The sequence below is a fragment of the Aeromonas sp. sif2416 genome (genome assembly GCF_019218665.1).
In the GTDB taxonomy this organism is placed as follows: domain Bacteria; phylum Pseudomonadota; class Gammaproteobacteria; order Enterobacterales; family Aeromonadaceae; genus Aeromonas; species Aeromonas encheleia.
This window is the reverse complement of record NZ_JAHUXC010000003.1, coordinates 504,586-526,976: the sequence shown is the minus strand read 5'-3', so window position 1 is coordinate 526,976 and position 22,391 is coordinate 504,586. Positions and strand designations below refer to the sequence as shown.

Annotated in this window: 18 protein-coding genes and 1 pseudogene; 4 read left to right on the top strand and 15 right to left on the bottom strand. The window is 60.9% G+C overall.

Annotated features, from left to right (window positions below; translation table 11 throughout):
- Positions 1-8 precede the first annotated feature (8 nt).
- Entirely contained in the window at positions 9-2,384 is a 2,376-nt protein-coding gene (locus tag KW821_RS08725; RefSeq protein WP_218291161.1) for a PilZ domain-containing protein, read from the top strand.
- A gap of 46 nt (positions 2,385-2,430) precedes the next feature.
- Here KW821_RS08725 and KW821_RS08720 read toward each other — a convergent pair whose 3' ends face one another.
- A complete protein-coding gene (locus tag KW821_RS08720) occupies positions 2,431-3,336 on the bottom strand; it encodes an alpha/beta fold hydrolase (RefSeq protein WP_218291160.1) in 906 nt (301 codons plus the stop codon).
- 29 nt (positions 3,337-3,365) lie between these two features.
- Positions 3,366-4,370 carry a phosphoserine phosphatase SerB gene (gene serB, locus KW821_RS08715; RefSeq protein WP_218291159.1) on the bottom strand — a complete coding sequence of 335 codons (1,005 nt, stop codon included), beginning with the start codon at positions 4,368-4,370 and terminating at the stop codon, positions 3,366-3,368.
- A 121-nt stretch (positions 4,371-4,491) separates the two neighbouring features.
- Here serB and KW821_RS08710 point away from each other — a divergent pair, with 121 nt between their 5' ends.
- Positions 4,492-5,130 (top strand): AhpA/YtjB family protein, encoded by a 639-nt coding sequence (locus tag KW821_RS08710; RefSeq protein WP_218291158.1) that lies wholly within the window; start codon positions 4,492-4,494, stop codon positions 5,128-5,130.
- Between the two features lie 283 nt (positions 5,131-5,413).
- Here the strand turns inward: KW821_RS08710 and KW821_RS08705 are convergent, their stop codons facing one another.
- Both KW821_RS08705 and KW821_RS08700 read right to left on the bottom strand, forming a co-directional pair.
- On the bottom strand, positions 5,414-6,355 hold the full coding sequence (locus KW821_RS08705) for a DUF2950 domain-containing protein (RefSeq protein WP_218291157.1): 942 nt from the start codon (positions 6,353-6,355) through the stop codon (positions 5,414-5,416).
- Entirely contained in the window at positions 6,355-8,043 is a 1,689-nt protein-coding gene (locus KW821_RS08700) for a DUF3300 domain-containing protein (protein WP_218291156.1), read from the bottom strand. Before KW821_RS08700 ends, KW821_RS08705 begins: the two co-directional genes overlap by 1 nt.
- Before the next feature lie 331 nt (positions 8,044-8,374).
- Here KW821_RS08700 and KW821_RS08695 point away from each other — a divergent pair.
- Positions 8,375-8,773: pseudogene (locus tag KW821_RS08695) on the top strand (IS5 family transposase); the annotation flags it as partial.
- 327 nt (positions 8,774-9,100) lie between these two features.
- Here KW821_RS08695 and deoD read toward each other — a convergent pair.
- From deoD to KW821_RS08660, 7 genes are all read right to left on the bottom strand, one after another.
- Positions 9,101-9,814 (bottom strand): purine-nucleoside phosphorylase, encoded by a 714-nt coding sequence (gene deoD / locus KW821_RS08690; protein ID WP_042652069.1) that lies wholly within the window; start codon positions 9,812-9,814, stop codon positions 9,101-9,103.
- A 149-nt stretch (positions 9,815-9,963) separates the two neighbouring features.
- Positions 9,964-11,172 carry a phosphopentomutase gene (locus KW821_RS08685; protein WP_218291154.1) on the bottom strand — a complete coding sequence of 403 codons (1,209 nt, stop codon included), beginning with the start codon at positions 11,170-11,172 and terminating at the stop codon, positions 9,964-9,966.
- Positions 11,173-11,186: 14 nt separating this feature from the next.
- Positions 11,187-12,518 carry a thymidine phosphorylase gene (gene deoA, locus KW821_RS08680; RefSeq protein WP_042652067.1) on the bottom strand — a complete coding sequence of 444 codons (1,332 nt, stop codon included), beginning with the start codon at positions 12,516-12,518 and terminating at the stop codon, positions 11,187-11,189.
- Positions 12,519-12,603: 85 nt separating this feature from the next.
- Positions 12,604-13,377 (bottom strand): deoxyribose-phosphate aldolase, encoded by a 774-nt coding sequence (gene deoC, locus KW821_RS08675; RefSeq protein ID WP_218291153.1) that lies wholly within the window; start codon positions 13,375-13,377, stop codon positions 12,604-12,606.
- A 389-nt stretch (positions 13,378-13,766) separates the two neighbouring features.
- Entirely contained in the window at positions 13,767-13,937 is a 171-nt protein-coding gene (locus KW821_RS08670) for a XapX domain-containing protein (protein ID WP_005332215.1), read from the bottom strand.
- 124 nt (positions 13,938-14,061) lie between these two features.
- On the bottom strand, positions 14,062-15,336 hold the full coding sequence (locus KW821_RS08665) for a NupC/NupG family nucleoside CNT transporter (protein WP_042652064.1): 1,275 nt from the start codon (positions 15,334-15,336) through the stop codon (positions 14,062-14,064).
- Positions 15,337-15,549: 213 nt separating this feature from the next.
- The gene (locus KW821_RS08660; protein ID WP_218291152.1) at positions 15,550-16,335 is read right to left on the bottom strand and encodes a TatD family hydrolase; all 786 of its coding nucleotides are present in this window, start codon (positions 16,333-16,335) and stop codon (positions 15,550-15,552) included.
- Positions 16,336-16,375: 40 nt separating this feature from the next.
- Here KW821_RS08660 and tppF point away from each other — a divergent pair, with 40 nt between their 5' ends.
- Positions 16,376-16,990 carry a type IVa pilus pseudopilin TppF gene (gene tppF, locus KW821_RS08655; RefSeq protein WP_042652062.1) on the top strand — a complete coding sequence of 205 codons (615 nt, stop codon included), beginning with the start codon at positions 16,376-16,378 and terminating at the stop codon, positions 16,988-16,990.
- Here tppF and KW821_RS08650 read toward each other — a convergent pair.
- The 4 genes from KW821_RS08650 to amt all read right to left on the bottom strand — a co-directional run bounded on the left by KW821_RS08650 (position 16,959) and on the right by amt (position 21,187).
- Entirely contained in the window at positions 16,959-17,135 is a 177-nt protein-coding gene (locus tag KW821_RS08650) for a fructose-bisphosphate aldolase (RefSeq protein WP_218291151.1), read from the bottom strand. The genes tppF and KW821_RS08650 overlap by 32 nt on opposite strands.
- Before the next feature lie 81 nt (positions 17,136-17,216).
- On the bottom strand, positions 17,217-17,729 hold the full coding sequence (locus tag KW821_RS08645) for a GNAT family N-acetyltransferase (protein ID WP_218291150.1): 513 nt from the start codon (positions 17,727-17,729) through the stop codon (positions 17,217-17,219).
- A gap of 255 nt (positions 17,730-17,984) precedes the next feature.
- Entirely contained in the window at positions 17,985-19,334 is a 1,350-nt protein-coding gene (gene rlmD / locus KW821_RS08640; protein ID WP_218291149.1) for a 23S rRNA (uracil(1939)-C(5))-methyltransferase RlmD, read from the bottom strand.
- Positions 19,335-19,759: 425 nt separating this feature from the next.
- The gene (gene amt / locus KW821_RS08635; protein WP_218291148.1) at positions 19,760-21,187 is read right to left on the bottom strand and encodes an ammonium transporter; all 1,428 of its coding nucleotides are present in this window, start codon (positions 21,185-21,187) and stop codon (positions 19,760-19,762) included.
- Positions 21,188-22,391: the final 1,204 nt, after the last annotated feature.

Genomic DNA, 22,391 nt, shown 5'->3' with positions numbered 1-22,391 from the left:
AGGAATACATGGATTCAGAACAACCACTACACCTGATAGAACAACTCGTCCCCCTGCTCAGAGAAAAGGACTTCGATGAGCTCTTCACCCGCCTGACCCAGAACGAAAACACCAACAGCCGTTTCCTGCTCAAGATGGAGATCAAGCGCAAGTGCACCCCCTGCCGGCGGGTGATCGACATGCGCAATGAGCTGAGCGAACTCTGTGTGGTGTACGAGTTCGAGGGGGTCACCCACTTCATGCCTGCCGAGGCCATCGAGCTGTTTCAGTCCCAGTGCTATCTCTACCGCGACAGCTATACCCTGGGGGTCTACGAGACACTGCACGACTGGTACAAGCATCATCAGGGCAAGGGCGAGAGCCTCGCCCTGCCCGCCAGCCCGTTCAGTCCCTTCGATGTCAGCGCCATCCCCTTTGCCAGCCACTACGGCCGACAGGAGGAGCGGATGCATTTCAGCTCCCCCATGCAGCTCAGGTTGGCCGACGGAGAGAAGCTGCTCGCCAAGAGCTCGGATATCTCGCTCGGCGGGATCCGGGTCTCGGTGCCTTATCTGCCCAGCTACCAGACCGGCGAACAGATCGAGGTCCTCTTCACCGGCCTGGAGCGCGAGCATGCCAACCCCATGCTGCGCCAGCCGATCAGCTACCAGATCCTGGGGGAGGAGCGCAAGGAGGGCAAGTTCTGGCTGCGACTGGTGAAGAGCGGCGAGCACCCCGCCTTTGACCGCTTCCTCGGCGAGTTCATCGAGCATAACCGCAGCCGTTACCGGGTCAGCGTCGACTACCTGCTGTCGGCTGCCGTCATCAAGGGGTATGAGCAGTTCTACCTGCCACGCATGACCGGCATGCCGCTCTTCTTCGGCACGGGACAGAGCCCCTCCCTGGAGATAGCCCTGCGCACCGAGAACAACCAGCACGTGCTCGAGTACTGGCGGGATGCCAAGAACCGCGACATGCTCGCCAGCCTGTTCGGCGCGACCCGCATGCAGGCGCTGTTGCCGGCCAAAGGGGGACTGCGCGAGACCCTGATCTACAGCTTCACCCATTCGGTCCGCAGCCACCTCTACTTCTTCTCGGCCACCCGGGAGGAGCTGCAGCAAAGCGGCCTGACCACCCTGTTCTTCCAGGTCGGGGCACGTCGCCCGAGCTGGCGCGTCTACAAGTTCAGCCTGGAGGCGTGCGCCCTGCACGAGGCCGACCTCGACAACCAGCAGGCCGGGGAGCCGCATCAGTTGCAAGATCTGCTGCTGCGCGAGCGGCTCCAGCAAATCGGCCATGTTGGCCTGCTGCAGGAGATCGGCCTCGACCAGCAGCGCGAAGAGTTTCGCTACGACGCCAGCCAATCCCACAACGCCAACGATCTGCAGCGCTTCGGTCACGACGTCAGCGCCGCCCCCTTCGAGATAGAGACGCTGCACTACGTACAGCTGCGCAAGGAGGCACGCTACGTCCACAAGACGGCGATCGTGATCCGCCACCAGGAGCGTGCCTGGATTGGCTGGACCCGCGACATCTCGGCCCATGGCATGCAAGTCGAGCTGGAGGCGCCCTTCGTCGGGGAGAAGGGGGATATCATCCAGGTCGCCCTGCCGCGGCTGCAGGATCTGGCCAAGAGCATGGATCTGCAGCGCCTCCCCTACCGGCTGGTCAGCCTCAATTTGAGCCGCACCGTGCTGCACCTGTGCATCGAGGGGGAGCCGGCGCGCCACATTGGCCATCACTTCTTCAGCCTGCTTATCGAGAGCAACCAGAACAAGCTCAAGGCCACCAGGGAGCACAGGCGCTACCGCGGCATGGCGCGGTCGCTGCGCAATATCTTCACCCACCACATCTTCGACACGCCGGTCTATATCAATAAGCTCAAGGGCACGCCCAGGCCGGCGGCGGTGGGCCTGGCGCCCCGGCCACGCAGCCTGTCCAGGCTGTTGCACGCCTGCGCCGAGCAAGACGAGCAGGCCAACCTCTATCCCCTGTTTCAGGGGGGGCTGCTCAAGACCCTGCTGCTCGAGCCGTTGCGCGCCATCGAGCGGGAAGACAAGCCAAAGGAGGCGGAAGTCTACATCGCCTGCCTGCGTTCACAGGGGGGGGCCCCCCTGTTCCGTAGCCGGCTGGCCAGCAGCTTCCCGTCGGTGGAGGAGAAGCGCCGCTTCGTCGAGTTGGCGCTGCAGCAGGGAGAGTTCTATTCGGTGCTGGTCGGCATCTCCCGCACCGGCCGCCCGGACACCAGCTTCATCGCCAACGAACTGGACTACATCGCCAAGTTCGCCATTCACAAGGCCAAGAAGCTGGAAGAGGAGTTGTGGAGCGTGATGGGGGTGGGCGAGCTGACCGATACCAGTCAGGCCACCCTGTTCCGGCTTGGCATCACGCCGCCGGTGGGATGAGAAAAGGGCGGCCCCAGAGGGCCGCCCTTTTTGTTCCTGTCCCGTCTCAGGCCGCCTGCGGGTTGCTCAGCCAGGCGAGGATCTGCGGGAAGTGATCCTCCTGTGCCTGGGGGGCCGTCAGCATGTTGATGTGGTCATAATCGAGCCGGTTGCCATTGTCCAGGCCGAGGCGGGTGTGGCGGGTGAGGGAGCCCATCTCGGTGCTGAAACGGCGCACATCTATCGGGTGACCCAGCACCTTGTCGGCCCGGGCCGAGATCATCCAGAGCGGCGGCCACTGCACCCGGCTCGCCGCCTCGTCATAGGCGAAGCCATCGTGGGGATCCTGCCAGGGCCCGCACTTCACCCAGGGAATGGTCTCCTGCAGGTAGCGCAGGGGCTCGTCATCCGCCCCCATCTTCAGCTTGCGCGCCGCCAGGAAGCCGGTGTTACGCGCCAGCCAGGGAGCCAGCCTGTTCCAGATCAGATCCACCTTCAGCCAGCGCTCCGGATTTTGCACCGACACGCCCCGCTTGGTGCCAAAGAACACCAGGCTGGCGATCTGATCGGCCAGCGCCGGGAAGCGCGCCAGGGTCGAGGCCATGAGGACCCCGCCCCAGGAGTGCGCCATCCAGTGCACCCTGGCACCGGCATGACGGGCCGCCACCCAGTGCTGCAGCGCGGGCAGATCCTCGGTGATCAATTCATGCTGGCCGTGCCCTGCCTGCTCGGCGATGGCCGGGGTACTCAGGCCCCGGCCGCGCAGATCGGCCACATAGACCTGATAGCCGTGCCTGGCCAGGAAACAGGCCAGCCCCTTGCCAGATTCGGTGTAGAAGATGCGGCCGTTCTCGATGGCACCGTGCACCATCAGGATGGGCTCGGCATGCACCGCCACGCCCGGCTGGATGTGGCGCACATGCAGCCGATGCTCGCCGCAGGGGATAAACAGGGATTGTTGTAACAGTTCCATCTTGTTGTCAGGCCCTCCTTGACCCTGGTTCAATTCCAGCGGCGCTCGCGACAGGCGATGGCCCCGAGCAGGCAGAGCACCCCTTCCAGATCATGATGATTGAGGGTGGCGGCCGCCTGGGCCCGCACCAGCGGTTTGGCGTGGATGGCGATGCCGAGTCCGGCGACGGCCATCATCTTGAGATCGTTGGCCCCGTCGCCGACGGCCACCGTCTGGGCCGGCTGGATGCCATATTCTGTCGTCAGCCGTTGCAACACCTCGGCCTTGACGGCGGCATCCACGATGCGACCACTCACTCGCCCGGTCAGACGATCGTCCTCGGTGGCCAGCTCGTTGGCGAAGATGGCATCCAGTCCCAGCGCCTGCTGCAATTCGCCGGCGAAGCGGGTGAAACCACCGGAGGCGATCGCCACCTTCCAGCCCGCCTGCTTGAGGGTATCGACCATCAGCTGCAGGCCCGGCATCCAGGGCATAGCCGCGGCCACCTCATCGAGAATGGCGACCGGGGCGCCCTCCAGCAGGGCGACCCGGCTGCGCAGGCTGTCGGCAAACTCCAGCTTGCCCTGCATAGCCGCCGCGGTCACGGCGGAGACCTGCTCTCCCACCCCGGCCAGGCGGGCGATCTCGTCGATGCACTCGATCCGGATGGCGGTGGAGTCCATGTCCATCACCAGCAGACCCGGCTCGCTCAGGGTGGGCAACGCGGGCAGATGGCAGAGATCGATGTCCCACTCCTGCGCCTTGAGGGCCTGCACCAGCTCGGGGGAGAAACGATCCGTACCGAGTAGCAGCAAGGGGATGCCGGCCTGTTCACCGGCGGGGTAGAGGCTAGTCTCGATCCCCTTGTTCGCCAGCAAGGTCGCCAGGCGACTCAGATGGCGGGGCCCGAGATCCTGGCCAAACAGGACTATCCAGGCGCCATCATGGGACCGGGTCGCGGGCAGCAGGGCTTCGGCGGTCAGCTGCCAGCATGGGGCGCCACACAGGGCGGCGGGCCAATCGGACAGGGCGGGGGGAAGCTGGGACAACAACATAGGGGTGACGCCTTCCTTGGAGAGCAGAGGGTTTAGGGTGCTGGCCCAGAGTAGCGTATTGCTTTTTGTACAGGCAAGCGCCAAGATCCGGCCACTGCTCATCACCACGAGGCTCAGCGCTTTGCGTCATCTCCCCATCAAACGTGTTATCAGCCTGGCGGCCGGGAGCCTGCTCGGCCTCTGGGTGCTGGGCCTGCTTATTCACATGCAGGGGGAGAGCCAGGCTGCGCTGCACAGCGAGGCCCGTGATCGGGCCCAGGCCCTGGTGGCCTACGCCGCCCGCGACATGAGACGCTGGATCAAGGAGGACAAGGAGAGCGAGCTGGAGCGACTGGCTCAGGATCTGGCCGCCGAGCCCGAGATCCTCGATGTCACCCTCTATGATGCCCGCGGCATTCCCCTCGCCCAGTCGGATCAGGCCGTGCCACTGGAGAGCCTGTTGCCCATCGGGGCCGACAACAAGTCACTGCCGGAGCAGGGCAAGGGCCGCATCCAGTTCGTGCAGGAGATCCAGGATGACAACCTGACCCTCGGCTACCTGCGCATCACGCTGGAGGAGCAGAAACTCCTGGCCCAGCAGGATATCCGCCTCAAGGTGAGCCAGGAGAAACAGCGCCTGATGCTGCTGGTGATGCTGCTGGCGGGTCTGCTCATCTCTTATGGGGTGCGCCGCAACTACATGCGGGTGCGCAAGCACAAGAAGAAGAGCGCCCAGACGGCGGCGCCCAACGAGCACGCCCCGCCGCCCGGGATCGAATAGCGTCAGTCCGAGACGACTTCACAGGATCCATCCCAGCCTCGACACGCAGCACCGTACGCATCCCCTTTCTTGCCGTTCACCGTGACGGTCTGCTGGAACTCACGGCAGTAACGGCCATTGTTGCTTGACCACTACACTTTTCTGTTGGCCGACGACGGGACCGGCTGGCCTAAACGCCAGAGCGCAACGCGGGGCCGACTGGCCCCGCATCACCTCATGTGATCTCAATAACGCCGCTCTCGGCCCATGCTATTTGCCAAGATTCTATGGTAGGTAAAGAGCCCTAATCACCCTCTTTGCTAACCACCAGCGACCAGCTCTTATCGGGATCGAACAGCTGGATCGCCTCAACGACAGTTGCCGTGTCGGCCCCTAGATCCTTTTGATAAACCCGCCCCTCGTGATTCACCATGAAGGTCATCACCCCACTGTTGGCATAATCGGCTGGCCAAGCGATCAGGGCGACACCGTCTCTTAATTCCCCTTCGACAAAGTACTCTTTCCTCCCCCCATTGGCAGCGGCTCCTTGGGCATACAAGATACGGTAGTAGTAGCCATGATAGGGTGTGCGTTGATCGACCACGGCCTTGTAGCCCTCTGCCGCGGCACTGACGACCTCCTCTCCGGCCGGGCTTGCTGGTTCACCCTTGCCCACAGGCCAATAGAGTCCATTTTGTTGTCCTGCATCACTACGCAGTTTTGCCGCAAAGAGTCCCGCTGTTTGGCCATCATGCCCCACGGCGGCGTACTCTATCTGCGCGTCGATAAAGCCACGGCACACCGCAATCGCCCCCAACTCATTCCGACCGATGCGGCGATAGACGATCTCTTTGGCACCTGTGGCGCCATCGAGATACCACTTGCCATTTGCGGCCACGAGGGGGATTGGCAGTGGCCAATCCCCCTCCCCCACGACCAGTATCATTTTATCCTTACCTTCGGCCACCAGCTGGTGCTTGCTCTTGAAACTCGCGACGAAGGCGGCGCGATCATTGGCATCGGCCACCTCATCCCCCGAGGTGATGGCCTCCTCACTATTTTCGCCGAGTAACAGCGTCAATGCGGTGACATCGTTCCGCTCCAAGACCGTGATCAGGGCCTGCACCGCCTCATCCGGGGTGGCGAAGGTGCGCTGTGCTATGGCGCTTGCGTCGCTGGCGCAGGTCAGGGCTAGCAGGGCCAAACCCCATGAGGGGGCCCAACTCCATTTCAACAAACGCTTCATTATCGCGTACTCCGTCTGGGTTGAGTGGTGCGCCCGGTACGCGCGCTACTAGCCACACTTTCGCGCCCACGTTGGCTGGCGGCGCGCTCGGTTCTGCCCGTATTCTGTACCCCTTGGAAGGCACTCTTTGAGGCAGCAGGTGCTCTGCGTGTTGCAGTCTGTACTGCGCTCTTGCTGTGAGTGGCGCGTGGTTGGACATAGCCGCGATCACGCGTTCCAGCGGTCTGTGGCGTGATTTGCTGCCGCTTGACCTTGTCTCCTGCGTAGTTGCCCTGGCGCGGCGTGCGTTGGGCCACATTCGCCTCCCTACTCACCTGTCTAGCGTCGCGTGTCGCGTTGGCGTTTCCGCTTTTGGGTTGGCGGTTGGCGCCCGCATAGCTCCCCTTCGGCGTGGTTGCGCGAGCCTCCCTGTTCACCTCATTGACAGTGCGTGGTGCGCCGGCGTATTCGCTGTTAGGTTGGCGATTGGCCCCCGCATAACTCCCTTTCGGTGTGGCATCTCGTCGGCCCCCCCCTGCCTCGTTATTCAGCGAGCGTTGTTCCAAGTTAGCCAGCTCAGCACGCTGGGGGCGCGCCGCCGTGATGGGGCTGTCGGCTTGGCGCATGTAGTTATTGGGGCCGCGCTCAAACTTATTGAAGTAATCGTCCCCCTTGGCGTTGATATAGATATTGTTGTTAGAGCCCCGCTGATAGTTGGCCGGACGGTTGTACCCATTGGTGGGACGAAAACCATTGCCATAGTTGGGGTTATAACGATAGGGAGCGTAACCGCCGGGATAATCAGATCCCCACCGCGGGTAATAATAATCGCCCTCATCATCATCGTCGTTGAAGACCTCGTTGACCAACATGCCCGCACCAAAGGCGAGCAAGCCCGTCAAGACCATATCATCGCGGTCGTATTCATCCTCGTTATCGTTGTCGTTATCATCATTTTCTACCACTGTCGTTGTCGCAGGCGCGGTCGTTGTCGTGGTTCCTGTGGTCACCGCTGCTGGGGCTGGCCCGGCAGCTGGCGCGCTATAGACGGCGGTTGGGTCGTATTGCGGGACGTAAACGACGTCAGGGTTGGCCGGTGCAATGGTGACGATCTGCTGATTGTTCTGTTCATCCTTGGCCACTTTCATCTGCTCTGAGTCTTTCAGGTTGCCCACCTCCATCGCCTGTTGGCGCAGGCGCTGAACGGCTGCCAGTACGCCCGGTTCATCGGCCAGGAAGGCACTGCCCAGCTCGGTCGTCCACTCCATCTTCAAGCACATCATGTCCATGACGGTTGGGAAGTGCATCAGCGACATGGTTGGCGGCGTAAAGCCCAGCGGCGCAATGGCGGCGGTCAGCTCTTTCCCTTTGAGATTGGGGTGGGCGACTAGCCAGTTGCCGGCATCGAGCACCTCTTGCGGATTGGTGGCGCTGGCCAACACCTGAGCCAATACCGCATCAGGGTAAAGCGCTACGGGTGCAAGCAGGGTCTCGAGAGCCTCCGGGGTATATTTCGAGGCTGGTGCGTTAACGGGCTGCGCTTGCGGTGCGACCGCAGGGCTGGCAGCGCTGGTTGTGCTGGCAGCAGAGGCTACGCTGGGCTGAACATTTTGCGTGACGGCAGGCGGCTCCTCTTTGCAGGCAGCCAATACCGTGCTGAGGGCGAGCACGGCCGCCAACGCGCTACGGCGAAATAGGGGTTGCTTCATGATCTTGCTTCCTTTTGCTGGAGTGGCTGATGCACCTCTTGCCTGATGATTTCCACAAATGTTGTATCTCATTGCATTCAATGCGGGCGTCTCATACCGAAAACATAAACCACTAATCGAGATCACACCCAAAACCGGCTGAAAAGGCGTGAAAAATTCATTTGCTTCTGTCTCAAGCTACGCCTGAACACCTTAGGGGCTGTCGTCATTAGCTGGTTGAATTGCGTACAACCCCACCCTCTTAGCAGCTGCATCCAACTATCAGATGACTATTCCTGCTCATCGCCGCCACGATATCTCCGACCATGCATGGACTCTGCTTGGCTGGGCAAAAAGGGGGCTGAACAGCAAGATCCATTTGGCAGCGGATGCGCATGGAATGCCAAGATGCATCGTCACCTCTGGAACGACAGCAGATTGTACCCAGGCGTCGGCCTTGATTGAGGGTCTGAAAGCCGCGTATTTACTGGCTGACCGGGGTGATGACACCAATGCCCTGATAGCGCAGGCAGCGTCTCGGAGAATGATGGTGGTGATCCCGTCCAAGCGTAATCGTAAGGAACAGCGGGAGCACGACAGGGAGGTTTATAAGGCAAGGCATAGTGTGGAAAATGTCTTTCTGCACCTGAAGCAATGGCGAGGCATTGCCACGAGGTATGCGAAGAACGCGGCCTCATTTGTGGCAATTGTGCAGCTTAGTTGCGCACCGTTATGGGCTGTCATCTTATGACGACAGCCCCCAGGTTGTGATGCTGTTTGTTGCGGCGCCCTCCTGCCATCCGCCGCCAACAGCTCCTGCCAGGCCATCAGCACGGCCAGCACGAGGGAAAGTATTGCCTTAATGAGGAGATTCACTCTTTTCATAACCTGAACCTCTATATGGGGTTAGGTGAGAGCATAGGTGGCGATCTGGCGCTCCTCTTCCCATCGTCGTTCGACATGATCATCGCCTCGCCAACGCCCCCGCCGTGGACAAAAACCGGGGAAACGGCCGACCGTCGGCCATAAAAAAACGGCGACCCGAGGTCGCCGTTTTGTCTGGAGCCGAAGCGTGGGATCAGTCACCCAGCAGCACGGAGTCCAGTGCGATTTCGATCATGTCGTTGAAGGTCAGCTGACGCTCTTCGGAGGTAGTCTGCTCGCCGGTACGGATATGGTCGGAAACGGTGCAGATGGTCAGCGCCTTGGCACCGTACTCTGCGGCCACGCCGTAGATACCGGCGGCTTCCATCTCGACACCCAGGATGCCGTATTTTTCCATGACGTCGAACATGGAGGGATCCGGGGTGTAGAACAGGTCCGCGGAGAAGATGTTGCCCACGCGCACGGCGACGCCCTTGTTCTTGGCGGCTTGCACGGCATTGGCAACCAGGTCGAAGTCGGCGATGGCGGCGAAGTCGTGATCCTTGAAGCGCAGACGGTTGACCTTGGAATCGGTGCAGGCACCCATGCCGATCACCACGTCACGCAGTTTCACGTCTTCACGCACGGCACCGCAGGAGCCCACGCGGATCAGGGTCTTCACACCGTAGTCGGTGATCAGCTCTTTGGCGTAGATGGAGCAGGACGGGATGCCCATGCCGTGGCCCATGACGGAGATGCGACGACCCTTGTAGGTGCCGGTGAAGCCGAGCATGCTGCGCACGTCACACACCTGCTCGACGTTCTCCAGGAAGGTTTCGGCGATGTACTTGGCACGCAGGGGGTCGCCCGGCATCAGCACTGTGTCAGCAAAGGCGCCATCTTTTGCATTGATATGAGGAGTTGCCATTCTCTTAATTCCTTCACACTAGGTTGAGTTTTATTGTCTTTATTGGGTTGCCCGTCGCCTTGGCGACGGGCGGGTAAATTACAAGAAGCGAGTACCGCTGTGCAACCTGGGCAGGCCCTGCATCCACAACGCGCCACCCAGGGTCGGCATCACAGGAAGCTAGTGCCGTACTGCAACTTGGGCAGACCGTGGTAGGCCGCGATGCTCTGACCGATGTCGGCAAAGGTCTCGCGACGACCGACACTGCCCGCCTTGACCGGCTTGCCGTAGAACAGCACCGGAATGTACTCACGGGTGTGATCGGTACCGTTCCAGGTCGGGTCACAGCCGTGGTCGGCGGTCAGCACCACAACGTCGCCATCCTGCAGTATCTCGAACAGCTCCGGCAGACGGGAGTCGAAATACTCCAGCGCATCGGCGTAGCCCTTGACGTCACGACGGTGGCCGTAGGAGGAGTCGAAGTCGACGAAGTTGGTGAAGACGATGGTGTTGTCACCGGCGGCCTTCACCTCTTCCAAGGTTCTGTCCCACAGCTCGGTCAGGCCGGTACCTTTCACCTGCTTGGTGATGCCCTGGTTGGCATAGATGTCGGCGATCTTGCCGATGGAGACCACCTGGCCACCCGCCTCTTTCATGTAGTCCAGCACGGTCGGCGCCGGCGGCAGTACCGAGTAGTCGTGACGGTTACCGGTGCGCTTGAAGTTGCCCTTGCCGCTGCCCACGAACGGACGGGCGATGACGCGGCCTATGTTGTAGGGCTCCAGCAGCTCACGCACTATGTGGCACAGCTCGTACAGCTTCTCGAGGCCATAGGTCTCTTCGTGGCAGGCGATCTGGAACACGGAGTCGGCAGAGGTGTAGAGGATCGGCTTGCCGGTACGCATGTGCTCCTCGCCCAGATCGTCCAGCACCTGGGTACCGGAGGCGTGGCAGTTGCCCAGGTAGCCCGGCAGACCCGCCTTCTCGACGATGGCGTCCAACAGCGCCTGCGGGAAGCTGTTTTGGTGATCGTGGAAGTAACCCCACTCGAACAGCACGGGCACGCCGGCAATCTCCCAGTGGCCGGACGGAGTGTCCTTGCCGGAGGAGAGCTCCTGGGCGAAGCCATAGGCACCGACCACCTCGATATCTTTCTTCAAGCCGGCCGGGAAGTAGCCGGAAGCCTGCTCCCCTGCGTGGCCCAGACCCAGCTTGTTCAGGTTCGGCAGATGGAGGGCGCCACGGCCTTCGATCTCACCGGCGGCGCAGGCCTTGGCGATATGGCCAAGGGTGTTGGCGCCCACATCTCCGAACTTCTCGGCATCGGCGGCGGCGCCAATACCGAAGGAGTCCATCATCAGAATAAAGGTACGTTTCATGGGTCTTCCCCTTGTTACAAATCGGCCAGACCGATGCGACGGTAAACCTCGGGCAGTGCCTCTGGTCGGGTGTCACCGATCTTGACGGCTGCCTGCACCATGCGGGCGGCCTCGGCAAATTGAGCTTCTGTCTGAGCGTGGATCAGCGCGAGCGGCTTGTCAGCCTCGACGCTCTGCCCCAGGCGGATAAAGTCGGTCAGACCGACCGCATAATCGAGCTTGTCCCCGGCGGCGCGGCGACCACCACCCATGGCGACCACGGCCAGGCCCAGTTCGCGGGTATCCATGGCGGTCACGAAACCGGTCTGCGCCGCATACACGGGGCGCACTATGCCGGCCTTGGGCAGGTAGCTGTCGTAACGCTCCATGAAGTCCGCAGGGCCACCGAGGCCGGTGACCATGCGACCGAAGATCTCGGCGGCCTTGCCGTTGTCCAGCACCGCCTGCAGCTTGGCACGGGCGTCCTGTTCATCGCTCGCCAGGTTGGCGGAGATCAGCATCTCGGCACAGAGCGCCATGGTCACTTCGTGGATGCGCGGGTTGCGATACTCACCGGTCAGGTAGCGCACCGCTTCACGTACTTCCACCCCATTGCCGGCGCTGGAGGCCAGAACCTGGTTCATGTCGGTCAGGAGCGCCGAGGTGCGGCAACCGGCACCGTTGGCCACCGCCACTATGCTTTTTGCCAGCTCCTCAGATGCCTCAAACGTCGGCATGAAGGCGCCTGAACCCACCTTGACGTCCATCACCAAGGCTTCCAGCCCGGAGGCGAGCTTCTTGGAGAGGATGGAGCCGGTGATCATGGCGATGGATTCGACGGTGGCGGTGATGTCACGCACCGCATAGATGCGCTTGTCGGCCGGGGCCAGATCGCCGGTCTGACCGATGATGGCCACGCCGGCTTCTTTCACCACTTTCAGGAAGCGATCGTTGTCGACCGAGGTCTGGTAGCCGGGGATGGCGTCCAGCTTGTCCAGGGTGCCGCCGGTGTGACCCAGGCCACGACCGGAGATCATCGGCACGAAGCCACCGCAGGCGGCGACCATGGGGCCGAGCATCAGGGAAACGACATCACCCACCCCACCGGTGGAGTGCTTGTCGACGATGGGGCCGCCCAGATTGAGGTGGTCCCAGTTCAGCACCATGCCGGAGTCGCGCATGGCACAGGTCAGTGCCACCCGCTCATCCATGGTCATGTCTTTGAAGTAGACCGCCATGGCGAGTGCCGCGATCTGGCCTTCACCGATGCTGTTGTTGGTAATGCCCTGGACGAAGAATTGAATCTCTTGGGTACTGAGCGCTTCACCGTTGCGCTTCTTGCGAATAATTTCTTGAGGCAAAAACATCTTTCATTCCCTCCGCGCGTCATGCACGCATACAGGCCGAACAGGATTCCTTGAAAGGGGACGGCTCGCCGCCCCCTGACACCGCTTAGTAACCGTTGGTATTGGCCGGCTTGTCGCCGTGGCCCAGGGTCGCCAGCAGGCTGGCCAGCAGGCTGGAGGCGCCGAAGCGGAAGGTGCGCGGGGAAACCCAGTCTTTGCCCAGGATCTCTTCGGCCATGGCGAGGTACTGACCGGCCACGGCCGCGTCCTTCACGCCACCCGCCGGCTTGAAGCCGACTTTCGGGTTCTTGGCCTTGATCACTTCCATCATGATGCGCGCAGCTTCCGGAGTCGCATTGACCGGCACCTTGCCGGTGGAGGTCTTGATGAAGTCGGCACCGGCATCGATGCAGATCTCGGAGGCGCGACGGATCAGCGCGGCATCCTTCAGCTCGCCGGTCTCGATGATCACCTTCAGCAGTACGTCAGCGCCGCAGGCTTCCTTACAAGCTTTGACCAGATCGAAGCCGACCTGTTCATTGCCCGCCATGAAGGCACGGTAGGGGAACACCACATCCACCTCGTCGGCACCATAGGCGACGGCAGCACGGGTCTCGGCCAGGGCGATCTCGATGTCGTCGTTGCCATGGGGGAAGTTGGTCACGGTCGCGATGCGCACATCGGCGGCGCCGATCTCACGCAGGGTCTTGCGCGCGATGGGGATGAAGCGGGGGTAGATGCAGACGGCGGCGGTCAGGCCGGCCGGGGACTTGGCCTTGCGGCACAGATCGATCACCTTCTGATCGGTGTCGTCATCGTTCAGGGTGGTCAGGTCCATCAGGTTCAGGGCGCGTTGGGCGGCCAGTTTCAGATCAGTCATGCTATGTCTCCAAAGTCTCGATAAGTCCTGAATACCCGAGTCTGGCGCTCGCCGTTCGAGATGAGATCGGCAAGAGAGCCCGGGTAAACGGGAGATGGAATTACAGCGCAAATGCACAGGCAATACGGCTGCAAATAAGGCAAGAGCCCTGTCACTTTCTTACAAAAGTGCGGACTTGGTTCCATGAAGACTTGAGAAAGGCCGACAACTGCTGACCCGACTTCCCAATCAATTCCATTTGACCGCCAACACCCGGCTTGTCCGGGTATTAGTCAATGCCAGCACCCTGCTGGCATCGCCTATTTCAGCCGAGATACCCCGTGTTTGCAAGCCGGATTTGCCAATTTCAGAGGTACCTCACATCTGACAAATCCGGTACTGGAAAGCGCTTAAGAGAAGAAGCGGGTCAGGATCCAGGAGTAGGCAATCCCCCCCAGATAGACCCCGACGATCCCCATCACCCCGGACAAGACGGGAGGTGCCGGGATCGGCAATTTGAGGAAAGAAAACAACACGCCAACGATAAAGCCGGCTGCAATCGCCAGTAGCACTTCATTCATATAACCTCCGATTCGACTCAATTTTATTATTAGTTTAGAAAGGAAAACGGTTGTCACCGCTCCAAACGCGAACGCCACAGCTTTTCGCTGTGGCGTTCGTCTTTACCTGAGTGTCAGGCAAATATTACATGGCTGTCAGTGCCAGGAAGAAGCCTGCGATGGTGGCAGACATCAGGTTGGACAGAGAGCCGGCCAGTACGGCCTTCAGACCGAAGCGCGCGATAGTTCCGCGACGGTTCGGTGCCATGGAGCCCAGACCACCCAGCAGGATGGCAACGGAGGACAGGTTGGCGAAGCCGCACAGGGCGAAGGAGATGATGGCCTTGGTGTGAGCGGACATGGCCACGCCGTTGATCAGCACTTCATCTTTCAGGTAGGGGGCGAAGTTCAGGTAAGCCACGAACTCGTTCACCACCAGCTTCTGACCGATGAAGGAACCGGCCACCACGGCTTCGCTCCAAGGCACACCGATGAGGAAGGCCAGCGGGGAGAACAACCAGCCCAGCAGCAGTTCCAGAGACAGTTGCGGGTAACCGAACCAGCCACCCACACCGGCGAAGATGCCGTTGATCATGGCGATGAGGCCGATGAACGCCAGCAGCATGGCACCCACGTTCAGGGCCAGTTGCAGACCGGCGGAGGCACCGGCGGCGGCGGCGTCGATCACGTTGGCAGGCTTGTCGTCCAGATCGCCGTCGGCGGAGTTCTCGTCATAGCTGGGGGTCTCGGTTTCCGGAACCAGCAGCTTGGCGAACAGCAGACCACCCGGGGCAGCCATGAAGGAGGCGGCGATCAGGTATTCCATCTTGACGCCCATGGAGGCATAACCGGCCAGCACGGAGCCGGCAACGGAGGCCAGACCACCACACATGACGGCGAACAGCTCGGAATCTGTCATCTTGGAGATGAAGGGACGCACCACCAGCGGGGCTTCAGTCTGACCGACGAAGATGTTGGCGGTCGCAGACAGGGATTCGGTACGGGAAGTGCCCAGTACTTTTTGCAGGCCACCACCCAGCAGCTTGATCACCCACTGCATGATGCCGAGGTAATAAAGAACCGCGATCAGGGAAGAGAAGAAGATGATGACGGGCAGGACGCGGAAGGCAAAGATAAAGCCGCCGCCGCCGAACACTTCAAACATCTTGTTGCTGACCAGACCACCGAACAGGAATTCGATACCGTTTTGGCCATAGCCGATGACGCTGGAAACGGCATCGGATACACCTACCAGAATGTCCCGGCCCACTGGGACGTACAGCACGAATGCACCCAGACCGGCTTGAATTGCAAAGGCACCACCCACGGTGCGGATTTTGATTGCCTTGCGATTGCTGGAAAACAGCACCGCGATAAGGATGAGCGTCGCCATCCCTACCAGACCCATTATTAGATTCATTATTAACACTTCCTCTTTAGTAGCACCTTCCAGCTTGTTAACGTTTTGTATCTTAAAGCCGTTAATCAAGGGTGCGCATTATACTAATTACGGTGCGACAAAGTAGAATGCTGGTCACATTTTATAAGTGTGAAACGCGTTAGACGTCGTTTAATTAGACCGCAAACGATTTTTATGCGCCCTATTTTTTATCACAGCGATATCAATAGTTAACTAAGCGTTAAATTCGTTCGGGGTGAATGGGAATGTCTGCAAAGCGGATTCATGTAACACCGAAATAACATCCTCTAACGACTCTCCTCGCAGCTCGGCCAGGAGTTGCGCAATCAGCGGCAGGCTGGCGGGGGTATTGGGCCCCTCCTGTCCCTGCAGTGGCATGTCGGGGGAGTCCGTCTCCAGCAGCAACGCCTCCAGCGGCATATCGCGGATCGCTTCCCGGGTCTTGTTGGCTCGCTCATAGCTGATGACGCCCCCGATCCCCAGCCTGAAACCCAGCTGCCAGAAGGCGTTGGCCTGCTGCAGCGAGCCACCGAAGGCGTGGATCACCCCGCCCCTTGCGGGCTTGAGCCGCCGCAACGTCTTGGCAACGGTGTCGTTGGCCCGCACCGAGTGGACGATGAGCGGCAACTCATGGCTCATGGCCAGCCTGATCTGCGCCTCGAAAAGCTCGAGCTGCCCCTCCTGCGGCACATGGCTGCGCAAGTCCAGCCCGCACTCACCGATGGCCACCAGCCCCTTGGGCCGGCTCGCCAGCAGACGCTCCAGCCGTGCCAGCACGCCCTCGGTCTGGGCCCCCATATACCAGGGATGGATGCCAAGACCATAGCGGATGCCTGGGTGGCGGTCGGCCAGCGCCATCACCCGAGTCCAGTTTTCTTCTCCCACGGCGGGGATGATATACTCCCCCACCCCCAGCTGACGCCACTGGGCCAGCAACACCTCCCGATCGGGCTCGAAGATCGGAAAGTCGAGATGGCAGTGGGTGTCGATCAGTTGCATATCACTCTTACCTGCTTGTCGTATCTGATGGGTCTATTCAATGCTAAAACGCGCTTCCCACGGCTTTACCCTGATAGAACTGGTGCTGGTCATCATAGTGCTGGCCGTCCTGGCGGTGACCGCCATGCCCCGCTTCATCAATATCCAGGACGATGCGCTCAAGAGCAGCGTCTCCGCGACCGCCGGTGGCTTTGCCAGCGCCGTCCAGCTGGCCCATGCAGGCTGGGCCGTCAAGGTGAAGGGAGAGCCGCTGGCACTCTATAACTTTAGCGGCATGGGGCAGCAGGATCTCGACATCAACTCCCATGGCTGGCCGGTTGGCACCAAGGAGGATCAGGGCGGCCAGGGTCCCGACACCATCTTCCCTGGCGGTGACAGCGATCAGATCTCCGTCAGCAGCCGGGACGATTGCGAGAGCCTGTTCGGCGGCCTGCTCGATACCGACCAGACCGCGGCCGATGAGCTGCATACCGACGCCGACAGCGACTACATCTCGCAGCTCGTCCCGGCCGATGCGCAGACCGACGGGCAACTGCGCCACGACAACTGCCGCTACACCCTGCGCGACTCCATCGGCCGCTTCCCCGCCTATCCGGACGGGTTGGGATTTGAGTACAACAGCGTCAGCGGGGCCGTGGTCCGCAACTTCGATTGAGCGACGAGGGCTCTTCCTCCGATGCCTCGGGTTCCCGCTCATCATGACGCACCGGCGCGCAGCAGCGCCGGTTCTCAGGTACCAGCCCCCACTCCTGACACCAGGCATCGTAGCGAGCCAGCCAACGCAGCAACACACCTTTCATGATCCGCTCCTTGTTCCGATAAGGGCCTTATCATCGCCAGCACCGGTAACACTGGTCACCCGGCATCAGCGGCCCGCCACCTCATGATTTCCCCTGCGGCAACAGCAGGCCCATGCCGATCTCGTCGACATCGCGATCATCCAGTCGATAGGCGTTGCGCCGGATGCCTTCGTCGATAAAGCCGCACTTGCGATAGAGCCCATGAGCCGCCTCGTTATGAGCCATCACTCCCAACTCCAGCCGGCTGATGCCACAACCCGGCGCGGCGGCGATCAGGGTACGTAGCAAACGCTCACCCCAGCCCTGGCCCCGCGCGCCCTGGCGCAGCCCCATCACGATCAGGGCGCAGTGTCGATTGCGCCGCAAGCCACCACCCATCATCAGCGCGAACCCCTGCACCTCGTCGGCCAGGGTCAATAGCCACATGCGCTGATTGGCACTGGCCTGCATGGCGGCCAGACGCTGGCGCTGCCCCTGGATATCGGATGGGCGCTCCCCCGCCTCGAACAGCATGAAACGCGTCTCCCGATCCAGCTGTTGAAAGAAGTGATCCAGCGCCGCGGCGTCCTCCACCCCGGCCAAACGAATGCTCATATCAGGCTCCCTGCCAGTCAGCCACCCCTTGGCGGCCATAAAAAAACGACTCCATTTGGAGTCGTTTTTATCAGAGCCATCTGGCTAATTCCATCTATTCCTGAGGGACATGCCCGGCACGGAGGCGCCCGGCAGGACATCAATCAACCTCTCGCCGATCAACCCTTGGCTGGCAGGCTCAGGTGGGCAACGGCTTCCACGTGCATGGCGCATGGGTGGAACATGTCCACCGATGGACTATCAACCTCTCGCCGATCAGCCCTTGGCTGGCAGGCTCAGACGGGCAACCGCCTCCACGTGCATGGAGTGGGGGAACATGTCCACCGGCTGCACCTCGTCCAGCACGAAGCCCTGCTTGACCAGGTAGGCCAGATCCCGGGCCAGGGTCTGCGGGTTGCAGGAGACATAGACCAGGCGACGGGGGGCCATGGCGACCAGGGTCTGCAGCACCGCCTTGTCACAACCCTTACGGGGGGGATCCATCACCACCACATCGGCGCTCACGCCCTGGGCGTGCAGCTCGGGCATCAACTGCTCGGCCTTGCCCACGTGGAATTCGGTGTGCTCTATGCCATTGAGGGCCGCGTTGCGGCGGGCATCCGAGATCGCGCTCTCCACCGACTCGATGCCAACCACCTTGGCAGCCTTGGCCGCCAGGAACAGGGAGATGGTGCCGATGCCGCAGTAGATGTCGAACACAGTCTCGTTGCCGGTCAGCTCGCTGTATTCGAGCGCCTTGGAGTAGAGCACATCGGTCTGGCTCGGGTTGTTCTGGAAGAAGGAGAGCGGCGAGATCTCGAATTCGAGTTCGTGGATCTTGTCGCGGATGACACCTTCCCCCAGCAGCACCCGGTTGCTCGCGCCCAGGATGCGGTTGGTGCGCTCGTCGTTGACGTTCTGTACCAGGGTGGTGATGGGCAGATCCGCCAGCGCCGCCAGCAACTCGGCTTCGAATGGCAGTGCTTCACCCAGGGTCACCAGCACCACCATCAGCTCACCGCTCTTGAAGCCCTTGCGGGTCATCAGATTACGGACACAACCGCTGTGGTTGACCTCGTCATAGGCCGCGATCTCGTGCGTGCGCATCCAGTTGCGTACCCGGGCATTGAGCTCCACGTGCAGGGAGTCCTGCACCGCGCAGTCGTCGGCGGTGATGAGATCGTGGGAGTGTTTGCGATAGAAACCGATCTCGGCACCGGCCTCGCAGCCACGCACCGCATACTGCGCCTTGTTGCGATAGGCGAAGGGGCTATCCATGCCGAGTATGGGGTTGACCTGGGTAGCCAGCCCGGCCTGATCCAACGCGCTCTGCACCAGCGTCTGCTTCAGCTTGAGCTGGGCCGGATAGGCCAGCGGCCTGACCTGGCAGCCACCGCACTCGGTGTTCGGGCAGAAATCGGCGACCCGATCGGCGGAGGCCTGAGTCAGCTCGACCAGCTTGCCGTGCAGATAGTTCGGTTTGACTTCGGTCAGCTCGACCAGCGCCTGCTCACCGGGCAGCAGACCCTCGACAAACAGAGGGCGATCGAACAGGCGACCCTTGCCGTCCCCTTTGTCGGTCAGTTCCAGAATATCGATCTGATGTTGGTGTCCCACTAACGGCATGAGCGGCTCCGAAGGCATAGATAAAAGGATGGAAGCGGGCTAACCCGGCTACCCCAAATAAAGGGTGGCAGAGTTTAGCGGAGATCCGTCCAAATTGCAGGCATAAATCACCGCCTAAAACAGGCCGGCAGGATTGAATGGCGATCCGGTTGCAGGTTGCAGGCATCAATCTCCGCCTAAAACAGGCCAGCAGGATTGAATGGCGATCCGGTTGCAGGTTGCAGGTTGCAGGCATCAATCGCCGCCTAAAACAGGCCAGCAGGATTGAATGGCGATCCGGTTACAGGTGGCAGGCATAAATCACCGCTTTAACAGGCAGTCTGAAGGCACTGCAAGATCGAAAGGCGATCCTGTTGCATGTGGCAGCCATAAAAAAACCGCCGGACAGGGCCGGCGGCAAGCTTGTTAACGGGAACCCGATGCGGTTACAGGCTGTAGGCCTTCTCACCATGACTGGTGACATCCAGCCCTTCCCGCTCCGCATCTTCCTTCACCCGCAGGCCGATCAGCAGATCCACCGCCTTGTATGCCACGGCGGAGACCAGGGCGGTCCATGCCACCGTCACCAATACGCCGATGATCTGGATCTTCACCTGCGCCAGGATGGAATAGCCCTCGGCGACCTGGTTGGTCACATAATCCCACACCCCGGTACCGCCCAGATCCGGGCTGGCGAAGACCCCGGTCAGGATAGCCCCCAGGATCCCGCACACCCCGTGCAGACCGAATACGTCCAGGCTGTCATCGGCCCTCAGCAGGCGCTTGAGACCATGCACACCCCACAGCCCGGCCACCCCGCTCAGGATCCCGATGATGAGGGCACCACCAACACCGACGAAACCGGCGGCAGGGGTGATGGCAACCAGGCCGGCAACCGCCCCCGAGACCGCCCCCAGCAGGGAGGGACGCCCCTTCATCAGCCATTCGGCAAAGGTCCAGGAGAGGGCGGCCGCGGCCGGAGCCAGCCAGGTGTTGATCAGTGCCAGTGCGGCTGTGCCGTTCGCTTCCAGCGCGGAACCGGCGTTGAAGCCGAACCAGCCGAACCAGAGCAGGGCGGCCCCTATCATGGTCATGGTCAGGCTGTGCGGTGCCATGGGGTCACGACCGTAACCCACTCGCTTGCCGGTCATGTAGGCGCCGACCAGACCGGCAACCGCCGCGTTGATGTGCACCACTGTGCCACCGGCGAAATCGAGCGCGCCATGCTGGAACAGGTAACCGGCGGTGGCCGTCGCCGCGGCCGCCGTGTCGGCCGAGGTGTAGGCATCAGGACCGGCCCAGTACCACACCATGTGCGCCATCGGAATGTAGGCGAAGGTGAACCAGATCACGGCGAACAGCAGCACCGCCGAGAACTTCATCCGCTCGGCAAAGCCACCGACGATGAGCCCGCAGGTGATGGCCGCGAAGGCGCCCTGGAACACCACATAGATGAGCTCGCTGATCCCCACCCCTTTGCTGAAGGTGGCGGCGATCGACTCGGGGGTGACCCCGACCAGCAGCACCTTGTCGAATGAGCCGTAGAAGGCGCCCCCTTCGGTGAAGGCCAGCGAATAGCCGTAGACCACCCAGAGCACGGTGATGAGGCAGAACAGGGTGAACACCTGCATCAGCACGCTCAGCATATTCTTGGCACGCACCAGGCCACCGTAGAACAGGGCCAGGCCCGGGACGGACATCAGGATCACCAGGATGGCCGCCAGCATCAGCCAGGTATTGTCTCCCTTGTTGATGGTCACGGTCGCCGCTGTCTGCACCACATCAGCCTGTGCAGCCACCTCTTCGGCCCAACCCGGGGCGGCCATGGTGGCGGTCAGCACCAGCAGGCCAGTCATTACGAGTCTCTTGAACATACAGCCCTCTCCTTCCCTGTCATCCCGGCACCTGGCCGGGTCCATTTCCTGATATGAATGTCTAACTTGGCTATTCACTCAAACCCACATCGGTAAATCGGTATTGCCCTGTCACAACCCTAGGCATGACCCCGCAGGGATCATCATGGCGACATGATTGTGTTAAAGCATAAAGCAGGCCAAAAAATAAATTACATAATATTCAATATCTTGTGTGATATTCGAAGAAGGGTTGCACCATGTTGGCGCACCTGGTTCACAAACAGGAACGAAATCGCACTCCCGCTGTGCAGAGCCGGGAGGCCGCACCAAGATGTGACAGGGGTCAGGAAGAATGCGGGTACTGCCTTTGCCAAGACGGCCAGCAGGGGTGAGCAGAGGAGAAGCCCCACTTGCAGCAAGTGAGAATCCTGGGCGTGACAGTGGGTGGAGGCACAGAGCATGGGCTGGCGGCCGCCAAGCAGCAGAAAAACAAAAGGCCATCCCTGAGGATGGCCTTTTGTCATTGAATTCTAAATGGTGCCGGGGTCTCTATCGAAACGTGAATTTATACATATGATTTTAAAGGAAAATATCAGATGTGAATTTCACTTATACCCCCAGAAGTACCCCCACCACAGTGACGGTGGCATCTGTATCTCAGGATCATTACGGGATATCTCAAGGTTAAGCCCCTGCTCTGTCTTGAGGAAATTGTCCCTATTTAGGGGAAAGTGACATGCCGGGCAGGTAAGCAACCCAGCTCTCGGTCTCCACCGGCGTACCGGTCCGCGGGTCACCATAAGCAGCTAAGGCCGTAGCCGGCGCGCCCTTCAGTGTACCGATCGGCGTACCGGTCTGCCCCGCCGAATTGTCGGGCCAGGTCACCAGCTACGCCAAGAGTAAACCGGGTAGAGGTCAGTTCCCTATATGCCCACCCTTCACTGGTTTCACACTCACAGTGTTCTACTTCGCGCCGATGTATTTCGTTTTGCGCAGAACTGCGCAATTGCGCACTCTCTAAATCCCTCACCTTCTCCCCAGGCCTTGCCAAGCCTCGAACGCCCTATATTGGGCTATCCATTGTGTTTCGATTTTGCGCAGCAGCTTGTGCGCAGAGAGGTGCGCAATTTGCGCAGTTAGTAGTGCGCAGTTCAGAGGGGATTGCGCAGGTACTGATAGGGGCAAATGGCCGGCCCAGGAGGGATGGTTCATTCGGTAGCGG